Source organism: Streptomyces sp. NPDC004610 (assembly GCF_040609715.1).
Taxonomy (GTDB): domain Bacteria; phylum Actinomycetota; class Actinomycetes; order Streptomycetales; family Streptomycetaceae; genus Streptomyces.
Window position 1 is genome coordinate 93734 of sequence record NZ_JBEXLA010000036.1, and the last position, 19394, is coordinate 113127.

Annotated in this window: 19 protein-coding genes; 7 read left to right on the top strand and 12 right to left on the bottom strand. The window is 69.9% G+C overall.

Annotated elements, in window-relative coordinates:
- Positions 1-522: 522 nt before the first annotated feature.
- The 5 genes from ABZX40_RS32450 to ABZX40_RS32470 form a co-directional block, all read right to left on the bottom strand.
- Positions 523-1812: a citrate synthase gene (locus ABZX40_RS32450; RefSeq protein ID WP_355745362.1), complete on the bottom strand. Its 1290-nt coding sequence runs from the start codon at positions 1810-1812 to the stop codon at positions 523-525.
- A gap of 327 nt (positions 1813-2139) precedes the next feature.
- The gene (locus ABZX40_RS32455; protein ID WP_355745360.1) at positions 2140-4392 is read right to left on the bottom strand and encodes an ATP-dependent RecD-like DNA helicase; all 2253 of its coding nucleotides are present in this window, start codon (positions 4390-4392) and stop codon (positions 2140-2142) included.
- Positions 4393-4653: 261 nt separating this feature from the next.
- Positions 4654-5028: a hypothetical protein gene (locus ABZX40_RS32460; protein ID WP_355745357.1), complete on the bottom strand. Its 375-nt coding sequence runs from the start codon at positions 5026-5028 to the stop codon at positions 4654-4656.
- Positions 5029-5068: 40 nt separating this feature from the next.
- Positions 5069-5263, bottom strand: a complete 195-nt coding sequence (locus tag ABZX40_RS32465) for a DUF397 domain-containing protein (protein WP_355745354.1) — start codon at positions 5261-5263, stop codon at positions 5069-5071.
- Between the two features lie 8 nt (positions 5264-5271).
- On the bottom strand, positions 5272-6123 hold the full coding sequence (locus ABZX40_RS32470) for a helix-turn-helix transcriptional regulator (RefSeq protein ID WP_355745351.1): 852 nt from the start codon (positions 6121-6123) through the stop codon (positions 5272-5274).
- A 216-nt stretch (positions 6124-6339) separates the two neighbouring features.
- On the opposite strand from ABZX40_RS32470, the gene ABZX40_RS32475 reads away from it, so the two are divergent.
- Entirely contained in the window at positions 6340-6747 is a 408-nt protein-coding gene (locus ABZX40_RS32475) for an ATP-binding protein (protein WP_355745348.1), read from the top strand.
- Here ABZX40_RS32475 and ABZX40_RS32480 read toward each other — a convergent pair.
- Positions 6744-7892, bottom strand: a complete 1149-nt coding sequence (locus ABZX40_RS32480) for a class I SAM-dependent methyltransferase (RefSeq protein WP_355745345.1) — start codon at positions 7890-7892, stop codon at positions 6744-6746. The two genes, ABZX40_RS32475 and ABZX40_RS32480, sit on opposite strands and share 4 nt — an antisense overlap.
- Positions 7893-8309: 417 nt before the next feature.
- Between ABZX40_RS32480 and ABZX40_RS32485 the strand changes: the two genes are divergently transcribed.
- The 3 genes from ABZX40_RS32485 (at position 8310) to ABZX40_RS32495 (ending at position 9758) form a co-directional block, all read left to right on the top strand.
- The gene (locus ABZX40_RS32485) at positions 8310-8795 is read left to right on the top strand and encodes a DUF4260 family protein (protein ID WP_355745342.1); all 486 of its coding nucleotides are present in this window, start codon (positions 8310-8312) and stop codon (positions 8793-8795) included.
- A gap of 94 nt (positions 8796-8889) precedes the next feature.
- The gene (locus ABZX40_RS32490; protein WP_355745573.1) at positions 8890-9402 is read left to right on the top strand and encodes a TetR/AcrR family transcriptional regulator; all 513 of its coding nucleotides are present in this window, start codon (positions 8890-8892) and stop codon (positions 9400-9402) included.
- A 122-nt stretch (positions 9403-9524) separates the two neighbouring features.
- Positions 9525-9758, top strand: a complete 234-nt coding sequence (locus tag ABZX40_RS32495) for a hypothetical protein (protein WP_355745339.1) — start codon at positions 9525-9527, stop codon at positions 9756-9758.
- Between the two features lie 17 nt (positions 9759-9775).
- Here the strand turns inward: ABZX40_RS32495 and ABZX40_RS32500 are convergent, their stop codons facing one another.
- The 3 genes from ABZX40_RS32500 to ABZX40_RS32510 all read right to left on the bottom strand — a co-directional run bounded on the left by ABZX40_RS32500 (position 9776) and on the right by ABZX40_RS32510 (position 12125).
- The gene (locus ABZX40_RS32500; RefSeq protein ID WP_355745336.1) at positions 9776-10546 is read right to left on the bottom strand and encodes a hypothetical protein; all 771 of its coding nucleotides are present in this window, start codon (positions 10544-10546) and stop codon (positions 9776-9778) included.
- Positions 10543-11397 (bottom strand): hypothetical protein, encoded by an 855-nt coding sequence (locus tag ABZX40_RS32505; protein WP_355745333.1) that lies wholly within the window; start codon positions 11395-11397, stop codon positions 10543-10545. The genes ABZX40_RS32500 and ABZX40_RS32505 overlap by 4 nt, the downstream gene beginning before the upstream one ends.
- A gap of 131 nt (positions 11398-11528) precedes the next feature.
- Positions 11529-12125 carry a GNAT family N-acetyltransferase gene (locus ABZX40_RS32510; RefSeq protein WP_355745330.1) on the bottom strand — a complete coding sequence of 199 codons (597 nt, stop codon included), beginning with the start codon at positions 12123-12125 and terminating at the stop codon, positions 11529-11531.
- Positions 12126-12460: 335 nt separating this feature from the next.
- Here ABZX40_RS32510 and ABZX40_RS32515 point away from each other — a divergent pair, with 335 nt between their 5' ends.
- Both ABZX40_RS32515 and ABZX40_RS32520 read left to right on the top strand, forming a co-directional pair.
- On the top strand, positions 12461-13540 hold the full coding sequence (locus ABZX40_RS32515) for a LacI family DNA-binding transcriptional regulator (RefSeq protein WP_355745327.1): 1080 nt from the start codon (positions 12461-12463) through the stop codon (positions 13538-13540).
- A 19-nt stretch (positions 13541-13559) separates the two neighbouring features.
- On the top strand, positions 13560-14462 hold the full coding sequence (locus ABZX40_RS32520; RefSeq protein WP_355745324.1) for a ribokinase: 903 nt from the start codon (positions 13560-13562) through the stop codon (positions 14460-14462).
- Between the two features lie 251 nt (positions 14463-14713).
- Here the strand turns inward: ABZX40_RS32520 and ABZX40_RS32525 are convergent, their stop codons facing one another.
- The 3 genes from ABZX40_RS32525 to ABZX40_RS32535 all read right to left on the bottom strand — a co-directional run bounded on the left by ABZX40_RS32525 (position 14714) and on the right by ABZX40_RS32535 (position 18002).
- Entirely contained in the window at positions 14714-15550 is an 837-nt protein-coding gene (locus ABZX40_RS32525; protein WP_355745322.1) for a sugar phosphate isomerase/epimerase family protein, read from the bottom strand.
- A 101-nt stretch (positions 15551-15651) separates the two neighbouring features.
- Entirely contained in the window at positions 15652-16854 is a 1203-nt protein-coding gene (locus tag ABZX40_RS32530) for a dihydrodipicolinate synthase family protein (protein WP_355745319.1), read from the bottom strand.
- The gene (locus ABZX40_RS32535; RefSeq protein ID WP_355745316.1) at positions 16851-18002 is read right to left on the bottom strand and encodes a Gfo/Idh/MocA family oxidoreductase; all 1152 of its coding nucleotides are present in this window, start codon (positions 18000-18002) and stop codon (positions 16851-16853) included. Before ABZX40_RS32535 ends, ABZX40_RS32530 begins: the two co-directional genes overlap by 4 nt.
- A 232-nt stretch (positions 18003-18234) precedes the next feature.
- On the opposite strand from ABZX40_RS32535, the gene ABZX40_RS32540 reads away from it, so the two are divergent.
- On the top strand, positions 18235-19284 hold the full coding sequence (locus ABZX40_RS32540) for a LacI family DNA-binding transcriptional regulator (protein WP_355745313.1): 1050 nt from the start codon (positions 18235-18237) through the stop codon (positions 19282-19284).
- The last annotated feature ends 110 nt before the right edge of the window (positions 19285-19394 follow it).

A 19394-nucleotide genomic window follows, 5' to 3' on the forward strand; every position in this document is an offset into this window, starting at 1 on the left:
ACCGGGCGCCCCGGCGTCCGGACCACGGCATCACTGCCCAGCACCACCCCGTAACACCGAGCACCACCGCAGGACACACAGGACACAATCGCAGGGCACAACCGCATAGCCGCCGCTACGGCGGCACCCGGGTACGGCGAGTTTTGCTCGTTGTGCCCACGAACAGCGAATTCAGGCGCTGGTCCTCACAGACGCCCGGCCGGATCCCGTGGGGGGAATCCGCACCGGGACATGGGAAGGCGCCCTGGTCGTCGGCCCGTGGGGGGACTGGCGTGCCAGGGCGCCTTCTGTCATGCCCGGACACCCTGGTCACGACCTCCGCCTCCGCCTCCGCCACCGCCGCCCTGGCCCTGGCCCCGACCTTGGGTCTCACCGCCGTGCGCGTACCGGCTCTCACTCGCTCGCCGCCTCCGTACCGGTTCCACGCAACAGGCCCCGTACTCCACTTCTTCACCGTGGAATACGGGGCCCGAGGCCGTTCTGCTCAATGCCGTGCGCTCAACGGCACGTGAGGCGGATCACTCAGCGCGCCTCGACCGGAATGAAGTCGCGCTCGACGACGCCCGTGTAGATCTGGCGCGGGCGGCCGATACGGGAGCCCGGCTCCTTGATCATCTCGTGCCACTGGGCGATCCAGCCCGGCAGCCGGCCGAGGGCGAACAGCACCGTGAACATCTCGGTGGGGAAGCCCATGGCCCGGTAGATCAGACCGGTGTAGAAGTCGACGTTCGGGTAGAGCTTGCGCTCGGTGAAGTAGTCGTCGGAGAGCGCGTGCTCCTCCAGCTTCAGCGCGATGTCCAGCAGCTCGTCGGACTTGCCGAGCGCGGAGAGGACATCGTGCGCGGCGGCCTTGATGATCTTGGCGCGCGGGTCGAAGTTCTTGTAGACCCGGTGGCCGAAGCCCATCAGGCGGACGCCGTCCTCCTTGTTCTTCACCTTGCGGATGAAGGTGTCGACATCGCCGCCGGAGTCGCGGATGCCCTCCAGCATCTCCAGCACCGACTGGTTGGCGCCGCCGTGCAGCGGGCCCCACAGGGCGCTGATACCGGCCGAGATGGAGGCGAACATATTGGCCTGCGAGGAGCCGACCAGCCGGACCGTGGAGGTCGAACAGTTCTGCTCGTGGTCCGCGTGCAGGATGAGCAGCTTGTCGAGGGCGGCGACGACGGTCGGGTCCAGCTCGAACTCCTGCGCGGGGACCGAGAAGGTCATCCGCAGGAAGTTCTCGACATAGCCCAGGTCGTTGCGCGGGTAGACGAACGGGTGACCGATCGACTTCTTGTACGCGTACGCGGCGATCGTCGGGAGCTTGGCGAGCAGCCGGGTGGTGGAGAGGTTGCGCTGCTTCTCGTCGAACGGGTTGTGGCTGTCCTGGTAGAAGGTCGACAGCGCGGAGACCACCGACGACAGCATGGCCATCGGGTGGGCGTCGCGGGGGAAGCCCTTGTAGAAGTTCTTGACGTCCTCGTGCAGCAGGGTGTGCTGCGTGATGTCGTTCTTGAACACGCTGAGCTCGTCGACGGTCGGAAGCTCGCCGTTGATCAGCAGATAGGCGACCTCCAGGAAGGTGGAGCGCTCGGCCAGCTGCTCGATCGGGTAACCGCGGTACCGGAGAATCCCCTGCTCGCCGTCGAGGTAGGTGATCGCGGATTTATAGGCGGCGGTGTTGCCGTAGCCGCTGTCCAGGGTCACGAGACCGGTCTGGGAACGCAGCTTCCCGATGTCGAAGCCCTCGTCCCCGACGGTGCTGTCGATCACCGGGTAGGTGTACTCGCTGCCGTCGTACCGCAGTACTACAGAGTTGTCGCTCACGTCTTCCCTCACCGACGTAGTGCCTCATCTTCGAGGTGCCCTGACTGTCTCTACCATCCCCCATTTGGCGCAGGAGAGTGCACTCGGGGTCGACCATTGGGCTCAATGGCGGCACTCAGTGCCGCCAACTTGCCATCCTGCCCGCTCGGTCCGGCATCCGGAAGTGCTCTGTGACCTTTGTGACTCATTTGATCGATCATCTTTCAGCGGGCCGTCCGGGGGGAAGGAGAGCCGGCTGGTGGTGCCGAGGTGGCTCAGCGGTGCCTCTGCCGACTTTGTGCTGGCGCTGTGCTGGTGCTGCGGCGGTGCTGCCGAGTGTGCGTGAGGTCAGGTCCCGGTGAGCCGGAAGTCCAGCGCCGTGCATCTGCGGCCCGCCGAGACGGTCCGCACCGCCTGGCCGATCGCCTTGCGCGAACCGACGAGGACGACCAGCTTCTTCGCCCGGGTGACCGCCGTGTAGAGCAGATTCCGCTGAAGCATCATCCAGGCGCCGGTGGTGACCGGGATCACCACGACCGGATATTCACTGCCCTGCGAGCGGTGAATGGTCACCGCGTACGCGTGCGCCAGCTCATCCAGTTCGTCGAAATCGTACGGAATCTCCTCGTCCTCGTCCGTCAGTACCGTGAGCCGCTGGTCGACCGGGTCGAGCGAGGTGACCACACCCACCGTGCCATTGAAGACACCGTTCTCTCCTTTGTCGTAATTGTTACGGATCTGGGTGACCTTGTCGCCGACGCGGAAGACTCGTCCGCCGAACCGCTTCTCGGCGAGGTCGGGGCGGGCCGGGGTGATGGCCTGCTGCAACAGCCCGTTGAGTGTGCCCGCCCCGGCGGGCCCCCGGTGCATCGGCGCGAGCACCTGGACGTCCCGCCGCGGATCGAACCCGAATTTGGCCGGAATACGACGGGCGGCGACATCCACGGTGAGCCGCCCGGCCTCTTCCGTGTCGTCCTCCACGAAGAGGAAGAAGTCCTTCATACCGTCGGTCACCGGGTGCTGCCCGGCGTTGATCCGGTGCGCGTTGGTCACCACTCCGGACTGCTGGGCCTGCCGGAACACCCGGGTGAGCCGCACCGCCGGCACAGGCGAGCCGTCCGCCAGCAGATCCCGCAGCACCTCCCCCGCGCCGACACTCGGCAACTGGTCCACATCCCCCACGAAGAGCAGATGCGCCCCCGGCGGTACCGCCTTCACCAGTTTGTTCGCCAGCAGCAGATCCAGCATGGACGCCTCGTCGACCACCACCAGGTCGGCGTCCAGCGGCCGGTCGCGGTCGTACGCCGCGTCCCCGCCCGGCTTCAGCTCCAGCAGCCGGTGCACGGTGGACGCCTCGGCGCCGGTCAGCTCCGCGAGCCGCTTGGCGGCCCGGCCGGTCGGCGCGGCCAGCACCACCTTCGCCCGGCGGGCCCGCGCCAGCTCCACGATCGAGCGGACCGTGAACGACTTGCCGCAGCCCGGACCTCCGGTGAGAACGGCGACCTTCTCGGTCAACGCCAGCTTGACCGCCGCCTCCTGCTCCGGCGCCAGCTCCGCGCCCGTCCGCCCCTTCAGCCACCCCAGCGCCTTGTCCCAGGCCACGTCCCTGAACCCCGGCATCCGGTCCTGCTCGGTGCGCAGCAGCCGCAGGACCTGCGCCGACAGGGACAGCTCCGCGCGGTGGAAGGGGACCAGGTACACGGCGGTGACCCGCTCCCCGCCGTCCGGGCCCGGCACTGACTCCCGTACGACCCCGGGGTCCTCGCCCTCCTCCGGCGGTCCGGCGAGCTCGGCGAGGCACTCGATGACCAGGCCGGTGTCGACCTGCAGCAGCTTCACCGCGTCCGCGATCAGCCGCTCCTCCGGCAGGAAGCAGTGCCCCTGGTCGGTGGACTGGGAAAGCGCGTACTGGAGGCCCGCCTTGACGCGCTCCGGGCTGTCGTGCGGTATCCCGACGGACTGGGCGATCTTGTCGGCGGTGAGGAAGCCGATACCCCAGACGTCGGCGGCGAGCCGGTAGGGCTGGTTCTTGACGACGGAGATCGAGGCGTCCCCGTACTTCTTGTAGATGCGCACGGCGATGGAGGTGGAGACCTCCACGGTCTGGAGGAAGAGCATCACCTCTTTGATCGCCTTCTGTTCCTCCCAGGCGTCGGCGATCTTCTTGGTGCGCTTGGGGCCGAGACCGGGCACCTCGATGAGCCGCTTGGGCTCCTCCTCGATGATCTTCAGGGTGTCGATGCCGAAATGCTGGGTGATGCGGTCCGCGAAGACCGGCCCGATCCCCTTGACCAGCCCGGACCCCAGATAGCGCCGGATGCCCTGGACGGTGGCGGGCAGCACGGTCGTGTAGTTCTCCACGGTGAACTGCTTGCCGTACTGGGGATGGGAGCCCCAGCGGCCCTCCATCCGCAGCGACTCCCCCACCTGCGCGCCGAGCAGCGCGCCGACGACCGTGAGCAGATCGCCGCCGCCTCGGCCGGTGTCGACCCGCGCGACCGTGTAGCCGTTGTCGTCGTTGGCGTACGTGATCCGCTCCAACACGCCTTCGAGCACGGCGAACCGCTGCTCTGTCGTGGGATTGCCCGCCTGGTGAGCCATGCGATCGACAGTACCGGGGGGTTCTGACAGTGGTGGGGGGCTTGTGGGGGGGCTGTGGATAACTCGGGGCTTGTGGACGACCGGGCGACGCGTCCGCCCGGGTCGTCAAAGGTTAATTATTCCTTGACACGAAAATTAACGCCGAGGGGTTTCTCGGGTACTGGCCGTCCATCGCCGGGGACGAGCTGGCGGCTCGGGGCGCAGGAGCGGGGGGAGTTGGGTGAGCTGGCGGTGGTGTATGAGCGGGTGCGGTGAGCGTCCTCATCCGTCCTGGGCCGGTCTGAGTCGATCCCGCTGCGGGTCGAAGCAGACCAGGTCCATCGACTGCGCCAGCTCCGCCGCGTGGGCCGATGTCTCCTCGGCCATGCTCCAGCGCATGGGGAAGTAGACCAGGGGGCCGGTGGCCGTGTCGATCAGAGGTCCGGCCGACCAGGGGCAGGTGTCGTCGTTGTCGTCGTCCATATCGCCCCAGCGGTCGAGCAGCGCGGCGACGTAGGCGGCGATGCGGTCGGTTGGGGGGTGGTCAATGTCGTCGACGGTGTCGATGTAGTGGTCGTAGAGGGCGGCGAATGTGTCGCCGGCGGCCTTGTCGTCCGCCGGGCGCTCACCTTCCCAGACAGCGAGGTCGTAGGTCATGCACGAAGCCTGACAGGGACCACTGACAAGGGGCCTGACCTCAGTGTTCGGGGGTGACTTTGAGGGACTCCAGGAAGGTGGTGAAGGTGGGGGTGGGGAAGGTGAGGGTGGCGGTGGTAGGGGTTTTTGAGTCGCGTATACCCACTCGCGAATGGTTCCCTGCCACCTCCACACACGAGTCGCCATCGCCGAAGCTTGAGTAGGACGACTTCCGCCAGTTGTCGAAGGTCTCCATGGGGCGCCTCACAGCTCGTTGGCCAGCTTGTGGATGTGGTCGCGCGACTGGTCGGGAGTGAGCGACACGTCCTCCAGCTTACGAAAGAGCTTTCGAAAGGCTCCGAGTTGCGCCTCGGAGTCAACGAAGCTGGCCCCCTGCGGCGCATCGCGCACGACAGTGTCCAGCTTGGGCACCGAACCTCCGGCATATGTCATGGCACTTGCTGCTCCACCAAAGTTCTCCAGGTTGAAAGGGATCACCCGCACAGTGATGTGATCGGCTTCGGAGAGTTCCACGAGGTGAGCGAGTTGGGCTCGAAAGGCCGGGCGATCACTCACCATGATGCGCAGCGCAGCCTCGTGGATGACGGCTTCGTACGCCGTCGGCTCTGAGCTCTCAAGGATGGCCTTGCGCTGCATGCGGTGGCTTACCCGAAGGTCCATCTCCTCGATGGGGAGTACGGGAACCCGATAGCCGAAGACCGCGCGGGCATAGTCCTGCGTCTGGAGCAGACCGGGGACATAGAGGAACTGTGCCTCCCGTAGGAAACATGCATGATGTTCCAGCTCGGACAGGTCCAGGAACGACGTCGGCAGCAGACCTCGGAATTCCTCCCAGCAACCCCGTGTGCGGTCCGTGGCCATGTCGGCCAACGCGTCGATGAACTTGGCATCCGTGCAGGCATAGTGCGACGCAAGACGTCGGAGTCGCTTCTCGCTGACCCCTGCCAGCGCCGACTCGATGTGAGTGATCTGTGCCGGGCCCACTCCCAGCAGATCAGCCGCCTCGCGCGCGTTGAGACCCGCAGCCTCGCGAAGTCTGCGCAACTCGACGGCCAACCGCCTCTGTCGGGCTGTGGGTTCGCGCCTGAGCGCCATCTGGTTCTCCTTGGTTCAACACGGGTTCAACGCCCCGGCGGGCAGGACCCGTTCAGGCGACAGATTACGCGATCCGCTTGCAAAACATGAATCCATAGACCTACCTTCGGTGACGTACCGCACACTCAACGGAAGCGCATCGCTCCGTCCCCCCACGACGGCCGCGACATGCCACCGCGCATCAAATCCCCCACACCTCACCGGAGTTGATGACCCATGCCCGAAACCTGGGAGTACACCCTCTCCATCCCCAACGACCTCAGAGCCGTCACGGTATGCCGTCGCACCCTGCGGCTGATCCTCACCATGCACGGGCTGATCCGGCTCGCCGACACCGCCGAACTCATCGCCACCGAACTGGTCTCCAACGCCGTACGGCACACCGACGGGCCCGCCGCCCTGCGCGTGCGCCGGAACGCGCAGGGCGTCGTATGGATCGCCACCTGGGACACGAATCCGGAACCCCCGGGGCCACCGAAGACCTGGGAGCAACTCGGTGATGACGAGGAGGACGGGCGCGGGCTCGCTCTGATCGACTCCTGCGCCGACTACTGGGGCTGGCAGCCGTCCGGGCGGTTCGGTGATCAGGGCAAGTACGTGTGGTGCGAGTTGGGTGTTGCCTAGCGCGGGGCACCCGCCAGGCGCCATAGGGACGTGACTTCCGCGCTGCGCGCCGCGTGGAGCGGGTCGGTCGTGTCCCTGGCACGGGGGTGCCTCGGCCGGGTGTCGGTCCTGTCGACAACACGCAGGTGCGCCGCCCCGATCGCGTCCAGCAGGTCGCGCCGGGTCCGGAGGCCGATGCGTTCCGCCAGGTCGGACAGGATCAGCCAGCCCTCGCCGGCCGGGCGGAGACAGGCGGCCAAGCCGGTGAGGAAGCCGTGGAGCATCGCACCGTCCGGGTCGTAGACGCCCTGCTCGATGGGGCTGGTCGGGCGGGCGGGTAGCCATGGCGGGTTGCAGAGGACGAGGTCGGCCCGCCCTTGGGGGTACAGATCGGGCCCCGACACCTCCACACGGTCCGTCAGTGCCAGTCGCCCGACGTTCTCCCTGGCACACTCCCGCGCGCGGGGACTGATGTCGGTGGCCAGGACTCGGCCGACGCCCCGCCGGGCCAGGAGCGCGGCCAGGACACCCGTTCCCGTACCGAGGTCGAAGGCCGTGGCTGTGGCTGCGGCCGGGCTGGCCCGGATCGCCGGAGGCAGCGGCGCTTGGGCCACCAGGTCGATGTACTCGCCCCTCGTGGGCGCGAACACGCCGTAATGGGGGTGGATACGGGCACCCAGCGCCGGTACATCCACCCCCTTCTCACGCCATTGGTGCGCACCCATCACTCCGAGCAGCTCACGGAGCGACACCACCGTGGGGCCCTCGGGAGGGCCGTACGCCTCCAGGCAGGCCCGGCGGACATCAGGGGCGCGGCGTACCGAGGTCAGGGCATGGTTCTCGTCCAGCAGCACCAGGAGCCCACCCAGGACCCGCGCACGGTGAGCGGCGGCGTGTCGTTGCCCGTGGAAGGAATCGATCAGGGGACGGCCGATCGATCGCGGTGCCTGTTCGATACGCCGACCCATCGCGCTCAGGAGCTGCCGGGCGTTGCGGAAGTCGCCCCGCCAAAGCAGCGCCGTCCCCTCACACGCCAACCGGTAGGCGTCGGCCGCCTTCGTCCCGTCGTCAACCAGGACCGTGCGGAGGGGAGCCGGGGTGCCGTTCTCGGAGTGCCAGCGGGCGGAGCGGGATGCGCGGTGTTCGGTCCAGTGGATCGTGGACATGTTCGTACTCCTCGTGATCGAACGTGCAAGGAAACGAAGAGCACTTCGACGAGGGAGCGGCGCGGGAGGGGTGAGGGGTGAGGGGTGGTTCGCGATCCTGGTGATCGGTGATCGCTGACCGGTGATCCGTGATCGTTCCGACGATCGGTTGCCGCTACGACGTTCAGTTGCCGTGGCGATGATCGGTTGCCGTGGCGATGACCAGGTTCGTTTACCGCTCTCGCGTCGAAGCGCGGCAGCGGATGTCCCAGACGACCATGCCCACCATCGGATCAGCCTTTCGGAGAAGCGGTCGGGTCATGTTCCCAGGGCGGTCGTCCCCTGTCACACCCATTGACGGCTAACGTCGTTAGCCATACGGTTCAGCTAACGACGTTAGCTAGTGGCGATGTCGTACACCGGAAGGAAGGCACCTCCATGAAGCCGCACACGCTCACCACCCTCGAAAAGAACTCGATCCAGATCTCCGTCCCGCCCTCTGGTGCCACCAGGGACGTGGACACACCTCCCGTCCCCTTCCCGTTGAGCGTCGCGCGCCGGGCGCTGTGGTTCGCCGCCGCGTTGTTCTGGACGGCCTTCGCGATCCTGGAGGGGATCAATCACGGTGCGGCGGCGATCGTCATGGCCCTGCTCTTCATGCTCGCGCCGGATCTGACGCTGCTGATCTCGGCGCGCGAGAGCGGCCGGCTCGCCAAGGGGCGGATCGCGCCCCGCGCGGTGCCGTACTACAACCTGGCCCACCGCGCGGTGATCCCGTTCAGCCTGGCCGTGCTCTACTCCCTCACCGCGCCCAAGGAGTGGGCCCCGCTCTTCGCCGCGCTGTGCGGCTGGCTCGCCCATATCTCGTACGATCGCGCCTTCGGGTACGGACTGCGGACGAAGGACGGTTTCCAGCGTGGCTGAGCGGCGGCGGCGGACGACGACACATGCGCCTCAAGGCGGCCACCACACCGACCCCACCGACCCCTCGGCCCGGCTCACGCCCCGGGCCCGGGAGATCGTCGAGGCGGCGCGGGTGCTGGTGGAGGAGTCGGGGATCGCCGCGCTCACCATGCGCGCGCTGGCCGAGCATCTGGGCATCAAAGCGCCCTCCCTCTACAAACACTTCCCCGACAAAGCGGCCGTGGAGGTGGAACTGATCGCCCTGAGCCTGATCGAAACCGCACGGGCCATGGAGGAGGCGGAGGAACGCTTCGAACGGTCCGGGCCTGCCGAGTTCCCCTCGCTGCTCACCGCCCTGGCCGCCACCTATCGCGCGGACGCCCTCGCCCACCCCCACCTCTACTGCCTCGCCACCGAGGGCCCGCTCCCCCGCCACGCGCTCCCCGAGGGGCTGGAGGAACGCGCGGCGCTGCCGCTGCTCAGGGCGTGCGACTTCGACATGGACCGGGCACGGGCCGTCTGGGCGTTCGCCCACGGCATGGTGATCCTGGAGATCCACGGCCGGTTTCCGGACGGGGCGGATCTGACGGGGGCCTGGCGGGCCGGCATCGGGGCCCTGGAGCGATAGAAAATAAGAGTGATAAGCGATAGGAGCGATGAGAGCGAAGCGGTGGGGAGAGCGGGCGACACACCATGAGCGATGCGAACATGCCGGGCTGTTCACTTGGTTCGTCGGCAGGGCTGGGAGAGTTGATCAGTGGCGCGCGGGAGGAGGCCGAGGGGCGGGCCGGTGACTCCGCGTACCGGGAATCGGCCGGCTGGGAGTCCGTCGTCCACGATGCCGGTTTCTGGTGCGACTGGTACTGGGACGAGGTGAGCGAAGAGTTGGAGGAGCAGGCCGGGGAACTGGACCTGCGCTGGGACACCGTCTCCGCCGAGGTGCGGGCCGCCTTCGAGGAGACGTTCCGCGCGTCCTTCGGCTGAGGGCGGTCAGCGCGGCCTCATCGGTCCACCTGGGTGAAGCGGACCCAACGGCAGCTCCAGTCGTCGTCCTTGTACTGCCTCCGTACCGGGCCCTGCGACTCCTCCGACGGCATGTACCGGCCCCTCGTCCCCTCGTGCCATCCGTAGGTGACGCGGTACGTTCCCGGTCGCACCCGCAGGATCGTTCCCAGGCCCACCTGATCATCCGTGTTCAGGGCGACCGGTGGGTTCAGGCGGGCCAGCGCCGCGATCGACTCGGCCCGCTCCCGCGCGTCGGCGTACGCGCCCGTCTCGTCGGCGTTCAGCCCGGCCCACGCCACCACGACCCGGCCGCCCCGCAGTCGCAGTTCGCCCGTCTCGCGTTCCTCCGCCGGGGACGCCCCGGCGGCACGGCGGCGGGGCGCGGGCGTACTGCCCCGGGGGATCCACGAACGGGCGATCAGGAAGCCGTCGTCGCCGTCGCCGGGCCCGCTCCTTCGCCGGACGGCGGTCCGGGCGATCTCCGCCGTGCCCTCGCCGTCCATCTCCCAGACGAGGCCCCTGTGCGCCCCGTTATCGCCGAAGGCCACGAACGCGGCTTCGAGGTCGTCGTCGTCCGGGTGGACCGCCGACCAGGCGCGGGCGTAGTCGCACGCCGGGTCCAGGTCGTAGGCGGAGTCGTAGACCGCTCCGGTCCAGGCGGCGAAGGAGTCTGCCGCGCAGATCAGCAGCGGTCCGCCCGGGGAGGCGACCGTGGCGGAGGTCCAGTTGTAGGCGGGACGGGGGCTCGGTGCCGCTTCGGAGTTCACGGGTTCCGTCGCTCCCGGGCCGGGCCCGCGACCGACGGGCTGAGCTTGATCACCGCGAGGTCGATCTGGCCGTGGCCGTCCTCCCAGCCATAGACCGGCTCGCACCCCTCGTCCTCCAGGGCGAACAGTGACACGTCCTGACCGACCGGCATCATGCCCTCCTCTCCGTCCGTGCAGAAGTAGCCGAGGTGGCGGCGCAGGGTGGGATGTTCGATGCCGGCGAGGTCCTCCTCCCAGTCCTCCTCCGGCTCCGTGGTGAAGGGGAAGGGGAGCAGGTCCTCGGGGGTGCGGCCGGTCTCCAGGGCGACCCGCAGGGCGTCGAGGAGGGTGCCGTCGGAGATCAGACGGGGGAAGCAGACGTCCCAGGTGTCCTTGAGGGCGGGTGCGGTGAGATCGACGCCGAACCGGTCCAGGAGGGGGGCCAGTTCGACGCCTCTGATCATGTACTGCCCGAAGGAGGCGGCCATCAGCGCCGCCGCGAAGTCCTTCGGCAGCGGTGATTCCGGGCTGTCGCACCGCCAGAACTCGAAGACCGAGGTGCTCGCGTCGCACTGCGGGCGCCGGTCGGGTCTGCCGCTCAGGCCGAAGTCGCAGGGGATCGGCTCGGCGCCGCTGAGGGCCTGGGTGCGCACCCAGTCGGGCTCCTTGAGGAAGCCGGACTCGTTCAGGGCATTGCCCTGGAGGGTGACCGCGTAGACCGCGTCGGGGTCGAACTCGTCCAGCGGGCGGCCGACCAGGACGCCGAAGGCGTGGGCCAGTTGGCGGTCCCAGTCGGAGGGGGAGGTGGTGGGGGCGGCGGGGGCTTCAGAGGCGTCGGAGGCTTCGGAGGTTTTAGAGGCTTCGGTTGTCATGGCGGCACCGTAGTGGCGCCCACCGACAATCAGGGCCCGGACCGGTCACAGCGGCTTCGGCGGCTTCAGTGGCCTCACTGGCCTCACTGGCCTCACTGGCCTCAGCGGCGCCGCTCCCGCGCGCGGGTGCGTCAGACGCGCGGCTCCCGCCACATCGCCCACAGGGTCGGGCCGCCGCCGGGCAGGTCCAGCTTCTCGCGGACGGTGAAGCCGAAGTGCTCGTAGAACGACAGGTTGGCCACCTTCGAGGACTCCAGGTACGCCGGAAGGCCCGCCGCGTCCGCCTTCGCGAGTCCCGAGCGCAGCAGGGCCGCGCCCTCGCCCTTGCCCTGGGCGGCGGGGTCGGCGCCTATGAGGGCGAGGTACCAGTGCGGCTCGCGCGGGGTGTGCTGGGCCGCCGTCTCCACGGCCTCGCGGAACAGGCCGGCGCGGTCGCCGAGGATGCGTACCAGTTCACCGATGGTCTCCGCGTCCGGCACCGCCTTCGCCTGCGCCTGTGGCGGCACCCAGAACGACGCCGCCGACCCTGTGCGTTCGCATACCGCGTTGTGCACGTACTGGCGGGTGAAGATCGTCGCGAAGTACGCGCTCAACGCCGTCTCGCGCGTGGCGTCCTTGGGGAAGAACCAGCGCATCATCGGGTCGTCGTCGAAGGCGCGGGCCAGGCAGCCACTGATCGCCTGGGCGTCATCGATCACGGCCGTTCTCGGGGTGTTCGTTTCCGACATGTTTGCATTTTGCACCCAGTGGTTCGCGCTGGTGGGGGCGGGGGTGATCTACGAAAGCGCGCTGCGGGAGTGATCGATTCCGACTTCAGGGTGTTCGCATCGGGATTGGGGTGTTCGGAAGGCGGAGGGGGGTGCGGAAAGTGGAGGGGGGTGCGGAGGTGGAGGGAGCACAGAAGGCGGAGGGTCACGATTCGGTCTCGTGGCGCCGCTGCCCCTTGCTCCCGGTTCATGTAATCGATTCCAATCCTTCGTGCATGGCGATGTAATCGATTTCATTCGCGTCTCGTTCGAGACCGTCGGACTCCAGGCGGCGTCCGCGAGGAGGTGGGTCGGCCATGGCGGGCATCAAGGATGTCGCCGTCGCGGCGGGGGTGTCCGTCGCCACGGTGTCGCGGGTGCTGAACGCGCATCCGTCGGTCAGCGCGGACGCCCGTGCCCGGGTGCTGGCCGCTGTCGAGTCGCTCGGCTACCGGCCGAACGCCGTTGCCCGGTCGTTGCGTACCGATCAGACGCGCACGTTCGGTCTGGTCATTCCGGATGTGCTCAATCCGTACTTCACCGAACTCGCGCGTTCGGTCGAGGAAGAGGCCCGTTCGCTCGGGTACAGCGTGATCATCGGGAACGCGGACGAACGGCCCGAGGTGCAGGACCATCACCTACGGACCCTCCTGGACCGGCGGATCGACGGGCTGCTCGTGGCGCCCACCGACGCCGGGTCGCCGCTGCTGGCGGACGCCGTGCGCGGGGGGACGCCGATGGTGTTCGTGGATCGGTGGATCCCCGGGGTGGACGTGCCGGTCGTGCGGTCGGACGGGCGGGCGGCCGTCCGGGATCTGGTCGGGCATCTGTGGTCACTCGGTCATCGGCGGGTCGCGATCATCGCCGGACCGGACTCGACCACCACCGGGAGCGAACGGATCGACGCGTTCCGGGAGGCGATGGCGGGGTACGGGCTGCCGGTGCCGGACGCGTACATCGGGCAGGGCGACTTCCAGGCCGAGAGCGGCCGGCGGGCGACCGAGGGGTTCCTCGCGCTGGCGGAGCCGCCCGAGGTGGTGTTCGCCGCCGACAACCTGATGGCGCTGGGCGCGCTGGACGCCGTACGCGCGCGCGGGCTGCGGGTGCCGGACGACCTGGCGCTGGTCGTGTTCGACGACATCCGGTGGTTCGTGCACACCGATCCGCCGATCACCTCGATCGCGCAGCCGACGGGTGCGTTGGGGCGGGCCGCGGTACGGGCGCTGGTCGAGGTGATCGAGGGGCTGCGGCCCGCGTCGGTGACCCTGCCCGCGCGGCTGATCGTGCGCCGGTCCTGCGGCGCGTCGGCCGAAACAGCCGATCGAGATCGGGCACACCGGAATCGAGCACACCGAAATCGCCCAAAGGGACACCCGGCCGATCGAAGAGACGGCTGATGATCGAGGGAGACAGCTGATGTACGACTACGACCTGCTGGTCGTGGGATCGGCCAACGCCGATCTGGTGGTCCGGGTGGAACGGCGGCCGGGGGCCGGGGAGACGGTGCTCGGGTCGGATCTGGTGGTCCACCCGGGTGGCAAGGGCGCCAACCAGGCGGTCGCGGCGGCCCGGCTCGGGGCCCGTACGGCGCTCCTCGCGCGCGTGGGGGACGACGGGCACGGGCGGCTGCTGCTGGAGTCCCAGCGGGCGGCGGGCGTGGACACGGTGGGGGTGCTGGTGGGCGGCGCGCCGACCGGGGTGGCGCTGATCACCGTGGACCCGTCCGGGGACAACAGCATCGTGGTGTCGCCGGGTGCGAACGGGCGGCTGGGGCCCGAGGACGTACGGGCGGCGGGGAGTCTCTTCCGTGCCTCGCGCGTGGTGTCGGCGCAGTTGGAGATCCCGTTGGAGTCGGTGGTGGAGGTGGTGCGCGCGCTGGGACCGGACAGCCGGTTCGTGCTCAATCCCTCGCCGCCGCGTCCGCTGCCCGGTGAAGTGCTCGCCGCCTGTGATCCTTTGATCGTGAACGAACACGAAGCTCGGGTGATCCTGGGCGACGCCTGTGTGAGCGATTCCCCGGCGGACTGGGCCCGGCTGCTGCTCGCCAAGGGGCCGCGTTCGGTGGTGGTGACCCTGGGTGCCGAAGGGGCGCTGGTGACGAGCGGGGACGGGGTCGAGCGGGTGCCGTCGGTGAAGGTGGACGCCGTGGACACCACGGGCGCCGGGGACGCGTTCACGGCGGCGCTGGCGTGGCGGCTGGGGCAGGGCGAGTCCCTGGCGCAGGCGGCGGCGTTCGCGGCGCGGGTCGGGGCGGCGGCGGTGACGAAGGCGGGGGCGCAGGAGTCGTATCCGACGGCCGAGGAGGTCGCGGCGCTGTGACCGTGACGCTGTGAGCGTGGTGCTGTGAGCGTGGCGCTCCGGCGGTTGAGTCGAGGGGGCGGATGAAACGGCGGGGCCCGGTCCGTGGACCGGGCCCCCCTGCTTTCCCCTCCTGCATCAGAACCCCGTGATCCCCCCGGATCCCCCCTCCAGGGGTTCTGATGCCAAGTACGACCCGCCGGGGAGGGAAACGGTTGCACGGGCGGGCGGAATTTTTTCGTCCGGTCGGGATCGGACTCCGTTCGCCCGGTTCAGTCCATCGCGTACATCAGGAACCGTTCGGCCGTCTCGGCCAGGACCTCGCGGCCGTCCCGGGCCCACAGGCCCGTGTTGAACAGTTCGACCTCGATCGGTCCGCCGTATCCGGCGGCCTCGGCGTGGCCGCGCCACTCCCGCAGATCGATCGAACCGTCGCCGAGCTGGCCGCGTCCCTCCAGGACGCCCTCCGGGAGCGGGGTGATCCAGTCGGCGAGCTGGAAGGCGTGCAGGCGGCCGGTCGCGCCCGCGCGGGCGATCTGCTCGGGCGCGCGGTCGTCCCACCAGAGGTGGTACGTGTCGACGGTGACGCCCACCTGCTCGGCGGGGAAGCGTTCGGCGAGGTCGAGGGCCTGGGCGAGGGTGGAGACGACACACCGGTCGGAGGCGTACATCGGGTGCAGTGGCTCGATGGCCAGCCGCACCCCGCGCGCCTGCGCGTAGGGGCCGAGTTCGCCCAGGGCGTCCGCGATCCGCTCCCGGGCGCCGCGCAGGTCCTTCGAACCGGGCGGCAGTCCGCCGGAGACCAGGACGAGGGTGTCGGTGCCCAGGGTGGCGGCCTCGTCGACGGCTCTGCGGTTGTCGTCGAGGGCCGCCGCGCGGTCCCGGGGGTCGGCGGCGGTGAAGAAGCCGCCCCGGCACAGGGTGGTCACCCGCAGCCCCGCGTCCCGCATCAGCCGGGCGGCGGCCTCGACGCCGTACGCGTGCACGGGGGCCCGCCACAGGCCCACGCCCCGGACGCCCAGCTCGGCGCACGCCTCGGTGAGTTCGGGGAGGGAGAGCTGTTTGACGGTCATCTGGTTGATGGAGAAGCGGGTGAGGTCACCGGACATCGCGCGCACCAGTCCTTTCAGGCCCCCTGAGCCCGCTGAGTCCCCTGCTCCATGAGGTCCCCTCAGTCCCCTGCCCAGCCCGGCCGGGCCCCCCGGCCCCGTCACTGGTTCACCCCGTGCACCGCGAGCAGCGCGCGCATCCGGTCCTCGGCGAGTTTCGGGTCCGGGAACAGGCCCAGGGTGTCGGCGAGTTCGTAGGCGCGGGCCAGGTGCGGGAGGGAGCGGGCGGACTGCTGGCCGCCGACCATCGTGAAATGGTCCTGGTGACCGGCGAGCCAGGCCAGCAGGACCACACCGGTCTTGTAGAAGCGGGTGGGGGCCTGGAACAGATGCCGGGAGAGTTCGACCGTCGGATCGAGCAGTGAGCGAAAACCGATCACGTTCCCGGTGTCGAGCACACGAACAGCCTCGGCCGCGAGCGGTCCCAGGGGATCGAAGATGCCGAGCAGGGCGTGGCTGAAGCCCTGGTCGTCGCCGGCGATCAGTTCGGGGTAGTGGAAGTCGTCGCCCGTGTAGCAGCGCACGCCGTCCGGGAGCAGGCGGCGCAGTTCGATCTCGCGCCGGGCGTCCAGGAGGGAGATCTTGACGCCGTCCACCTTGTCCGGGTGCGCGGCGATGACATCGAGGAAGGTCCGGGTCGCCGCGTCGAGGTCCGTGCAGCCCCAGTAGCCCTCCAGGGCCGGATCGAACATCGGGCCGAGCCAGTGCAGGACGACCGGCTCGCGGGCCTGCCGCAGCAACTGCCCGTAGACCTCCAGGTAGTCCTCCCGGTCACGGGCGACGGCGGTCAGGGCGCGGGACGCCATCAGCACGGCCTGCGCGCCCGCGTCCTCCACCACCGCCAACTGCTCCTCGTAGGCGCCGCGGATCTGGTCCAGCCCGTATGTCCGGTAGGGCCCGTGCGGCCCGTGCGGGGGGCCGCCCTGGGTGGGGGTCAGTTGGTCGGTGCCGACCCCGCAGGCGATCCGGCCGCCGACCGAGCGGGCCTCGGCGGCGCTGCGCCGGATCAGCTCGGCCGCGCCCGCCCAGTCCAGGCCCGTACCGCGCTGGGCGGTGTCCATGGCCTCGGCGACCCCGAGGCCGTGCGCCCACAGATGCCTGCGGAACGCCAGGGTGGCGTCCCAGTCGAGGACGGCCGGCGTGTCGGGGGTGACATCGGCGAACGGATCGGCGACGACATGCGCCGCGGAGAAGACCGTACGGGAGCGGAAGGGGGCGCCCGGGGGGAGGGTGAGGGGCTCGGAGCGGGGGTGGTACGCGCGCAGGGCGCCGCCCGGGGCGGGGAGCCGGATGGCCGCCGTCATCGCGCGATCTCCGGGACGTCGATCCGGCGGCCCTCGGCGGAGGACCTCAGGCCCAGTTCGGCGAGTTGCACCCCGCGGGCACCGGCGAACAGGTCCCAGCGGTAGGGGGCGTCGGCGTACACATGGCGCAGGAACAGCTCCCACTGGGCCTTGAAGCCGTTGTCGTACTCGGCGTTGTCGGGGACCTCCTGCCACTGGTCGCGGAAGGCGTGACCGGCGGGGAGGTCCGGGTTCCAGACGGGCTTGGGGGTGGCGCCCCGGTGCTGGACCCGGCAGGTGCGCAGCCCGGCGACGGCGGAGCCCTCGGTGCCGTCCACCTGGAACTCGACGAGTTCGTCGCGGTGGACGCGGACCGCCCAGGAGGAGTTGATCTGGGCCACCGCGCCGCCCTCGATCTCGAAGATGCCGTAGGCGGCGTCGTCGGCGGTGGCGGTGTAGGGCTCGCCGCGCTCGTCCCAGCGCTCGGGGATGTGGGTGGTGGCGAGGGCCTGGACGGAGGTGACCCGCCCGAAGAGCTCGTGCAGGACGTACTCCCAGTGCGGGAACATGTCCACGACGATGCCGCCGCCGTCCTCCGCGCGGTAGTTCCAGGAGGGGCGCTGGGCGGGCTGCCAGTCGCCCTCGAAGACCCAGTAGCCGAACTCGCCGCGGACGGAAAGGATCCGGCCGAAGAAGCCGCCGTCGATCAGCCGCTTCAGCTTGAGCAGACCCGGCAGGAAGATCTTGTCCTGGACGACGCCGTGCTTGACGCCCCGGCCCTGGGCGAGGCGGGCGAGGGCGAGGGCGCCGTCCAGGCCGGTGGCGGTGGGCTTCTCGGTGTAGATGTGCTTTCCGGCCCCGATCGCCTTCCGGAGCGCCTCCTCGCGCGCGGAGGTGACCTGGGCGTCGAAGTAGAGGTCGACGGTGTCGTCGGCGAGGACGGCGTCCAGGTCCGTGGAGATCTCGTCCAGGCCGTGCCGCTCGGCGAGCGCCTTGAGGGCGTGCTCGCGGCGGCCGACGAGGATCGGTTCGGGCCACAGCACGGTGCCGTCGCCCAGATCGAGGCCGCCCTGTTCGCGCAGGGCGAGGATCGAGCGGACGAGGTGCTGGCGCAGGCCCATGCGGCCGGTGACGCCGTTCATGGCGATGCGGACGGTCTTGCGTGTCATGTCGTTCCCTTCATGGACGTCGATCGCTTCACGGCTGCCGTCCCGTTACGGATGCCGTCCCGTTACGGATGCCGTCCCGTTGCAGGCACGAGAGGATAGTAAGCGCTTTCTATCGAGGGAGAAGCTAGCCTCTGCGGGCGGGGGTGGACAAGGCGGAGCCGAGGACGGAGTCAAGGGTGGAGCCGAGGGCCGAGCCGAAGGTGGAGCTGGGGACGGAGCTGAGGGCGGCGACATGACGGTGACCCTGGCGGACGTGGCGGCACGCGCGCGGGTCTCGCCCGCGACGGTGTCGCGCGTGCTGAACGGCAACTATCCGGTGGCCGCGTCGACCCGGGAGCGGGTGCTGAGGGCGGTCGCCGAGCTGGACTACGTCGTCAACGGGCCCGCGAGCGCGCTGGCGGCGGCCACCTCCGACCTGGTGGGCATCCTGGTGCACGACATCGCCGACCCGTTCTTCGGTGTCATGGCGAGCGCGATCCAGTCGGAGATCGGCGGCGCCGGGGGCCGCGGCGGCGGGGAACGGCTGGCGGTGGTCTGCAACACGGGCGGTTCGCCGGAGCGGGAGCTGACCTATCTGACCCTGCTGCAACGGCAGCGCGCGGCGGCCGTCGTCCTGACCGGCGGGGCCGTGGAGGACGCGGAGCACCGGGCGGCGGTGGCGGCGAAGCTGCGGCGGCTGACGGACGCCGGGACACGGGTGGTGCTGTGCGGGCGCTCTCCGGTGCCGGACCCCGAGGTGGTCGCGCTGGCCTTCGACAACCGGGGCGGCGCCCAGCGGCTGACGGAACATCTGCTCGGCCTGGGGCACCGGCGGATCGGGTACATCGCGGGCCCCGTGGACCGTACGACCACCCGGCACCGGCTGGAGGGGCACCGGGCGGCGCTGTCGGCGGCCGGGGTGGCGGACGATCCGCGCCGCACCCTTCACGCCGCGTACGACCGCCGGTCGGGGTACGGGGCCACCCGGGTGCTGCTCACGCGGGACCCGGCCCTGACGGCGGTCGTCGCCGCGAACGACACGGCGGCCCTGGGCGCGTGCGCCGCGCTGCGGGAGGCGGGGCGCCGGATCCCGCAGGACGTGTCGGTGGTCGGGTTCGACGATCTGCCGTTCACTGTGGATGCCGTTCCGGCGCTGACGACGGTCCGGCTGCCGCTCGCGGAGACGGGCGCGTGGGCGGGCCGGATCGCGATGGGCCGGGACACGGCACCGGAGGGCGGGGTGGCCGACGTGCCGGGGACGCTGGTGGTGCGGGGGTCTTCGGGGGTGGTGGCGGGTCGGTGACGGCCACGACCAGCAGATGTGCGGCGGGGCGGGAGAGGGTGGTCTCCGGCCCCGCCGCAGTGCGGTGTTCGTGGGTGGGTTATCGGGTGGCGTGGTCGGCGTGCTTGATG

Excerpts from the sequence above, each read along its gene's own strand:
- ABZX40_RS32540 (WP_355745313.1), top strand. The coding sequence starts at position 18,235 with ATGACGGTGACCCTGGCGGACGTGGCGGCACGCGCGCGGGTCTCGCCC.
- ABZX40_RS32505 (WP_355745333.1), bottom strand. The coding sequence starts at position 11,397 with ATGACAACCGAAGCCTCTAAAACCTCCGAAGCCTCCGACGCCTCTGAA.
- ABZX40_RS32515 (WP_355745327.1), top strand. The coding sequence starts at position 12,461 with ATGGCGGGCATCAAGGATGTCGCCGTCGCGGCGGGGGTGTCCGTCGCC.
- ABZX40_RS32465 (WP_355745354.1), bottom strand. The coding sequence starts at position 5,263 with ATGGAGACCTTCGACAACTGGCGGAAGTCGTCCTACTCAAGCTTCGGC.
- ABZX40_RS32520 (WP_355745324.1), top strand. The coding sequence starts at position 13,560 with ATGTACGACTACGACCTGCTGGTCGTGGGATCGGCCAACGCCGATCTG.
- ABZX40_RS32525 (WP_355745322.1), bottom strand. The coding sequence starts at position 15,550 with ATGTCCGGTGACCTCACCCGCTTCTCCATCAACCAGATGACCGTCAAA.
- ABZX40_RS32530 (WP_355745319.1), bottom strand. The coding sequence starts at position 16,854 with ATGACGGCGGCCATCCGGCTCCCCGCCCCGGGCGGCGCCCTGCGCGCG.
- ABZX40_RS32510 (WP_355745330.1), bottom strand. The coding sequence starts at position 12,125 with ATGTCGGAAACGAACACCCCGAGAACGGCCGTGATCGATGACGCCCAG.
- ABZX40_RS32460 (WP_355745357.1), bottom strand. The coding sequence starts at position 5,028 with ATGACCTACGACCTCGCTGTCTGGGAAGGTGAGCGCCCGGCGGACGAC.
- ABZX40_RS32455 (WP_355745360.1), bottom strand. The coding sequence starts at position 4,392 with ATGGCTCACCAGGCGGGCAATCCCACGACAGAGCAGCGGTTCGCCGTG.
- ABZX40_RS32475 (WP_355745348.1), top strand. The coding sequence starts at position 6,340 with ATGCCCGAAACCTGGGAGTACACCCTCTCCATCCCCAACGACCTCAGA.
- ABZX40_RS32470 (WP_355745351.1), bottom strand. The coding sequence starts at position 6,123 with ATGGCGCTCAGGCGCGAACCCACAGCCCGACAGAGGCGGTTGGCCGTC.
- ABZX40_RS32535 (WP_355745316.1), bottom strand. The coding sequence starts at position 18,002 with ATGACACGCAAGACCGTCCGCATCGCCATGAACGGCGTCACCGGCCGC.
- ABZX40_RS32480 (WP_355745345.1), bottom strand. The coding sequence starts at position 7,892 with ATGTCCACGATCCACTGGACCGAACACCGCGCATCCCGCTCCGCCCGC.
- ABZX40_RS32485 (WP_355745342.1), top strand. The coding sequence starts at position 8,310 with ATGAAGCCGCACACGCTCACCACCCTCGAAAAGAACTCGATCCAGATC.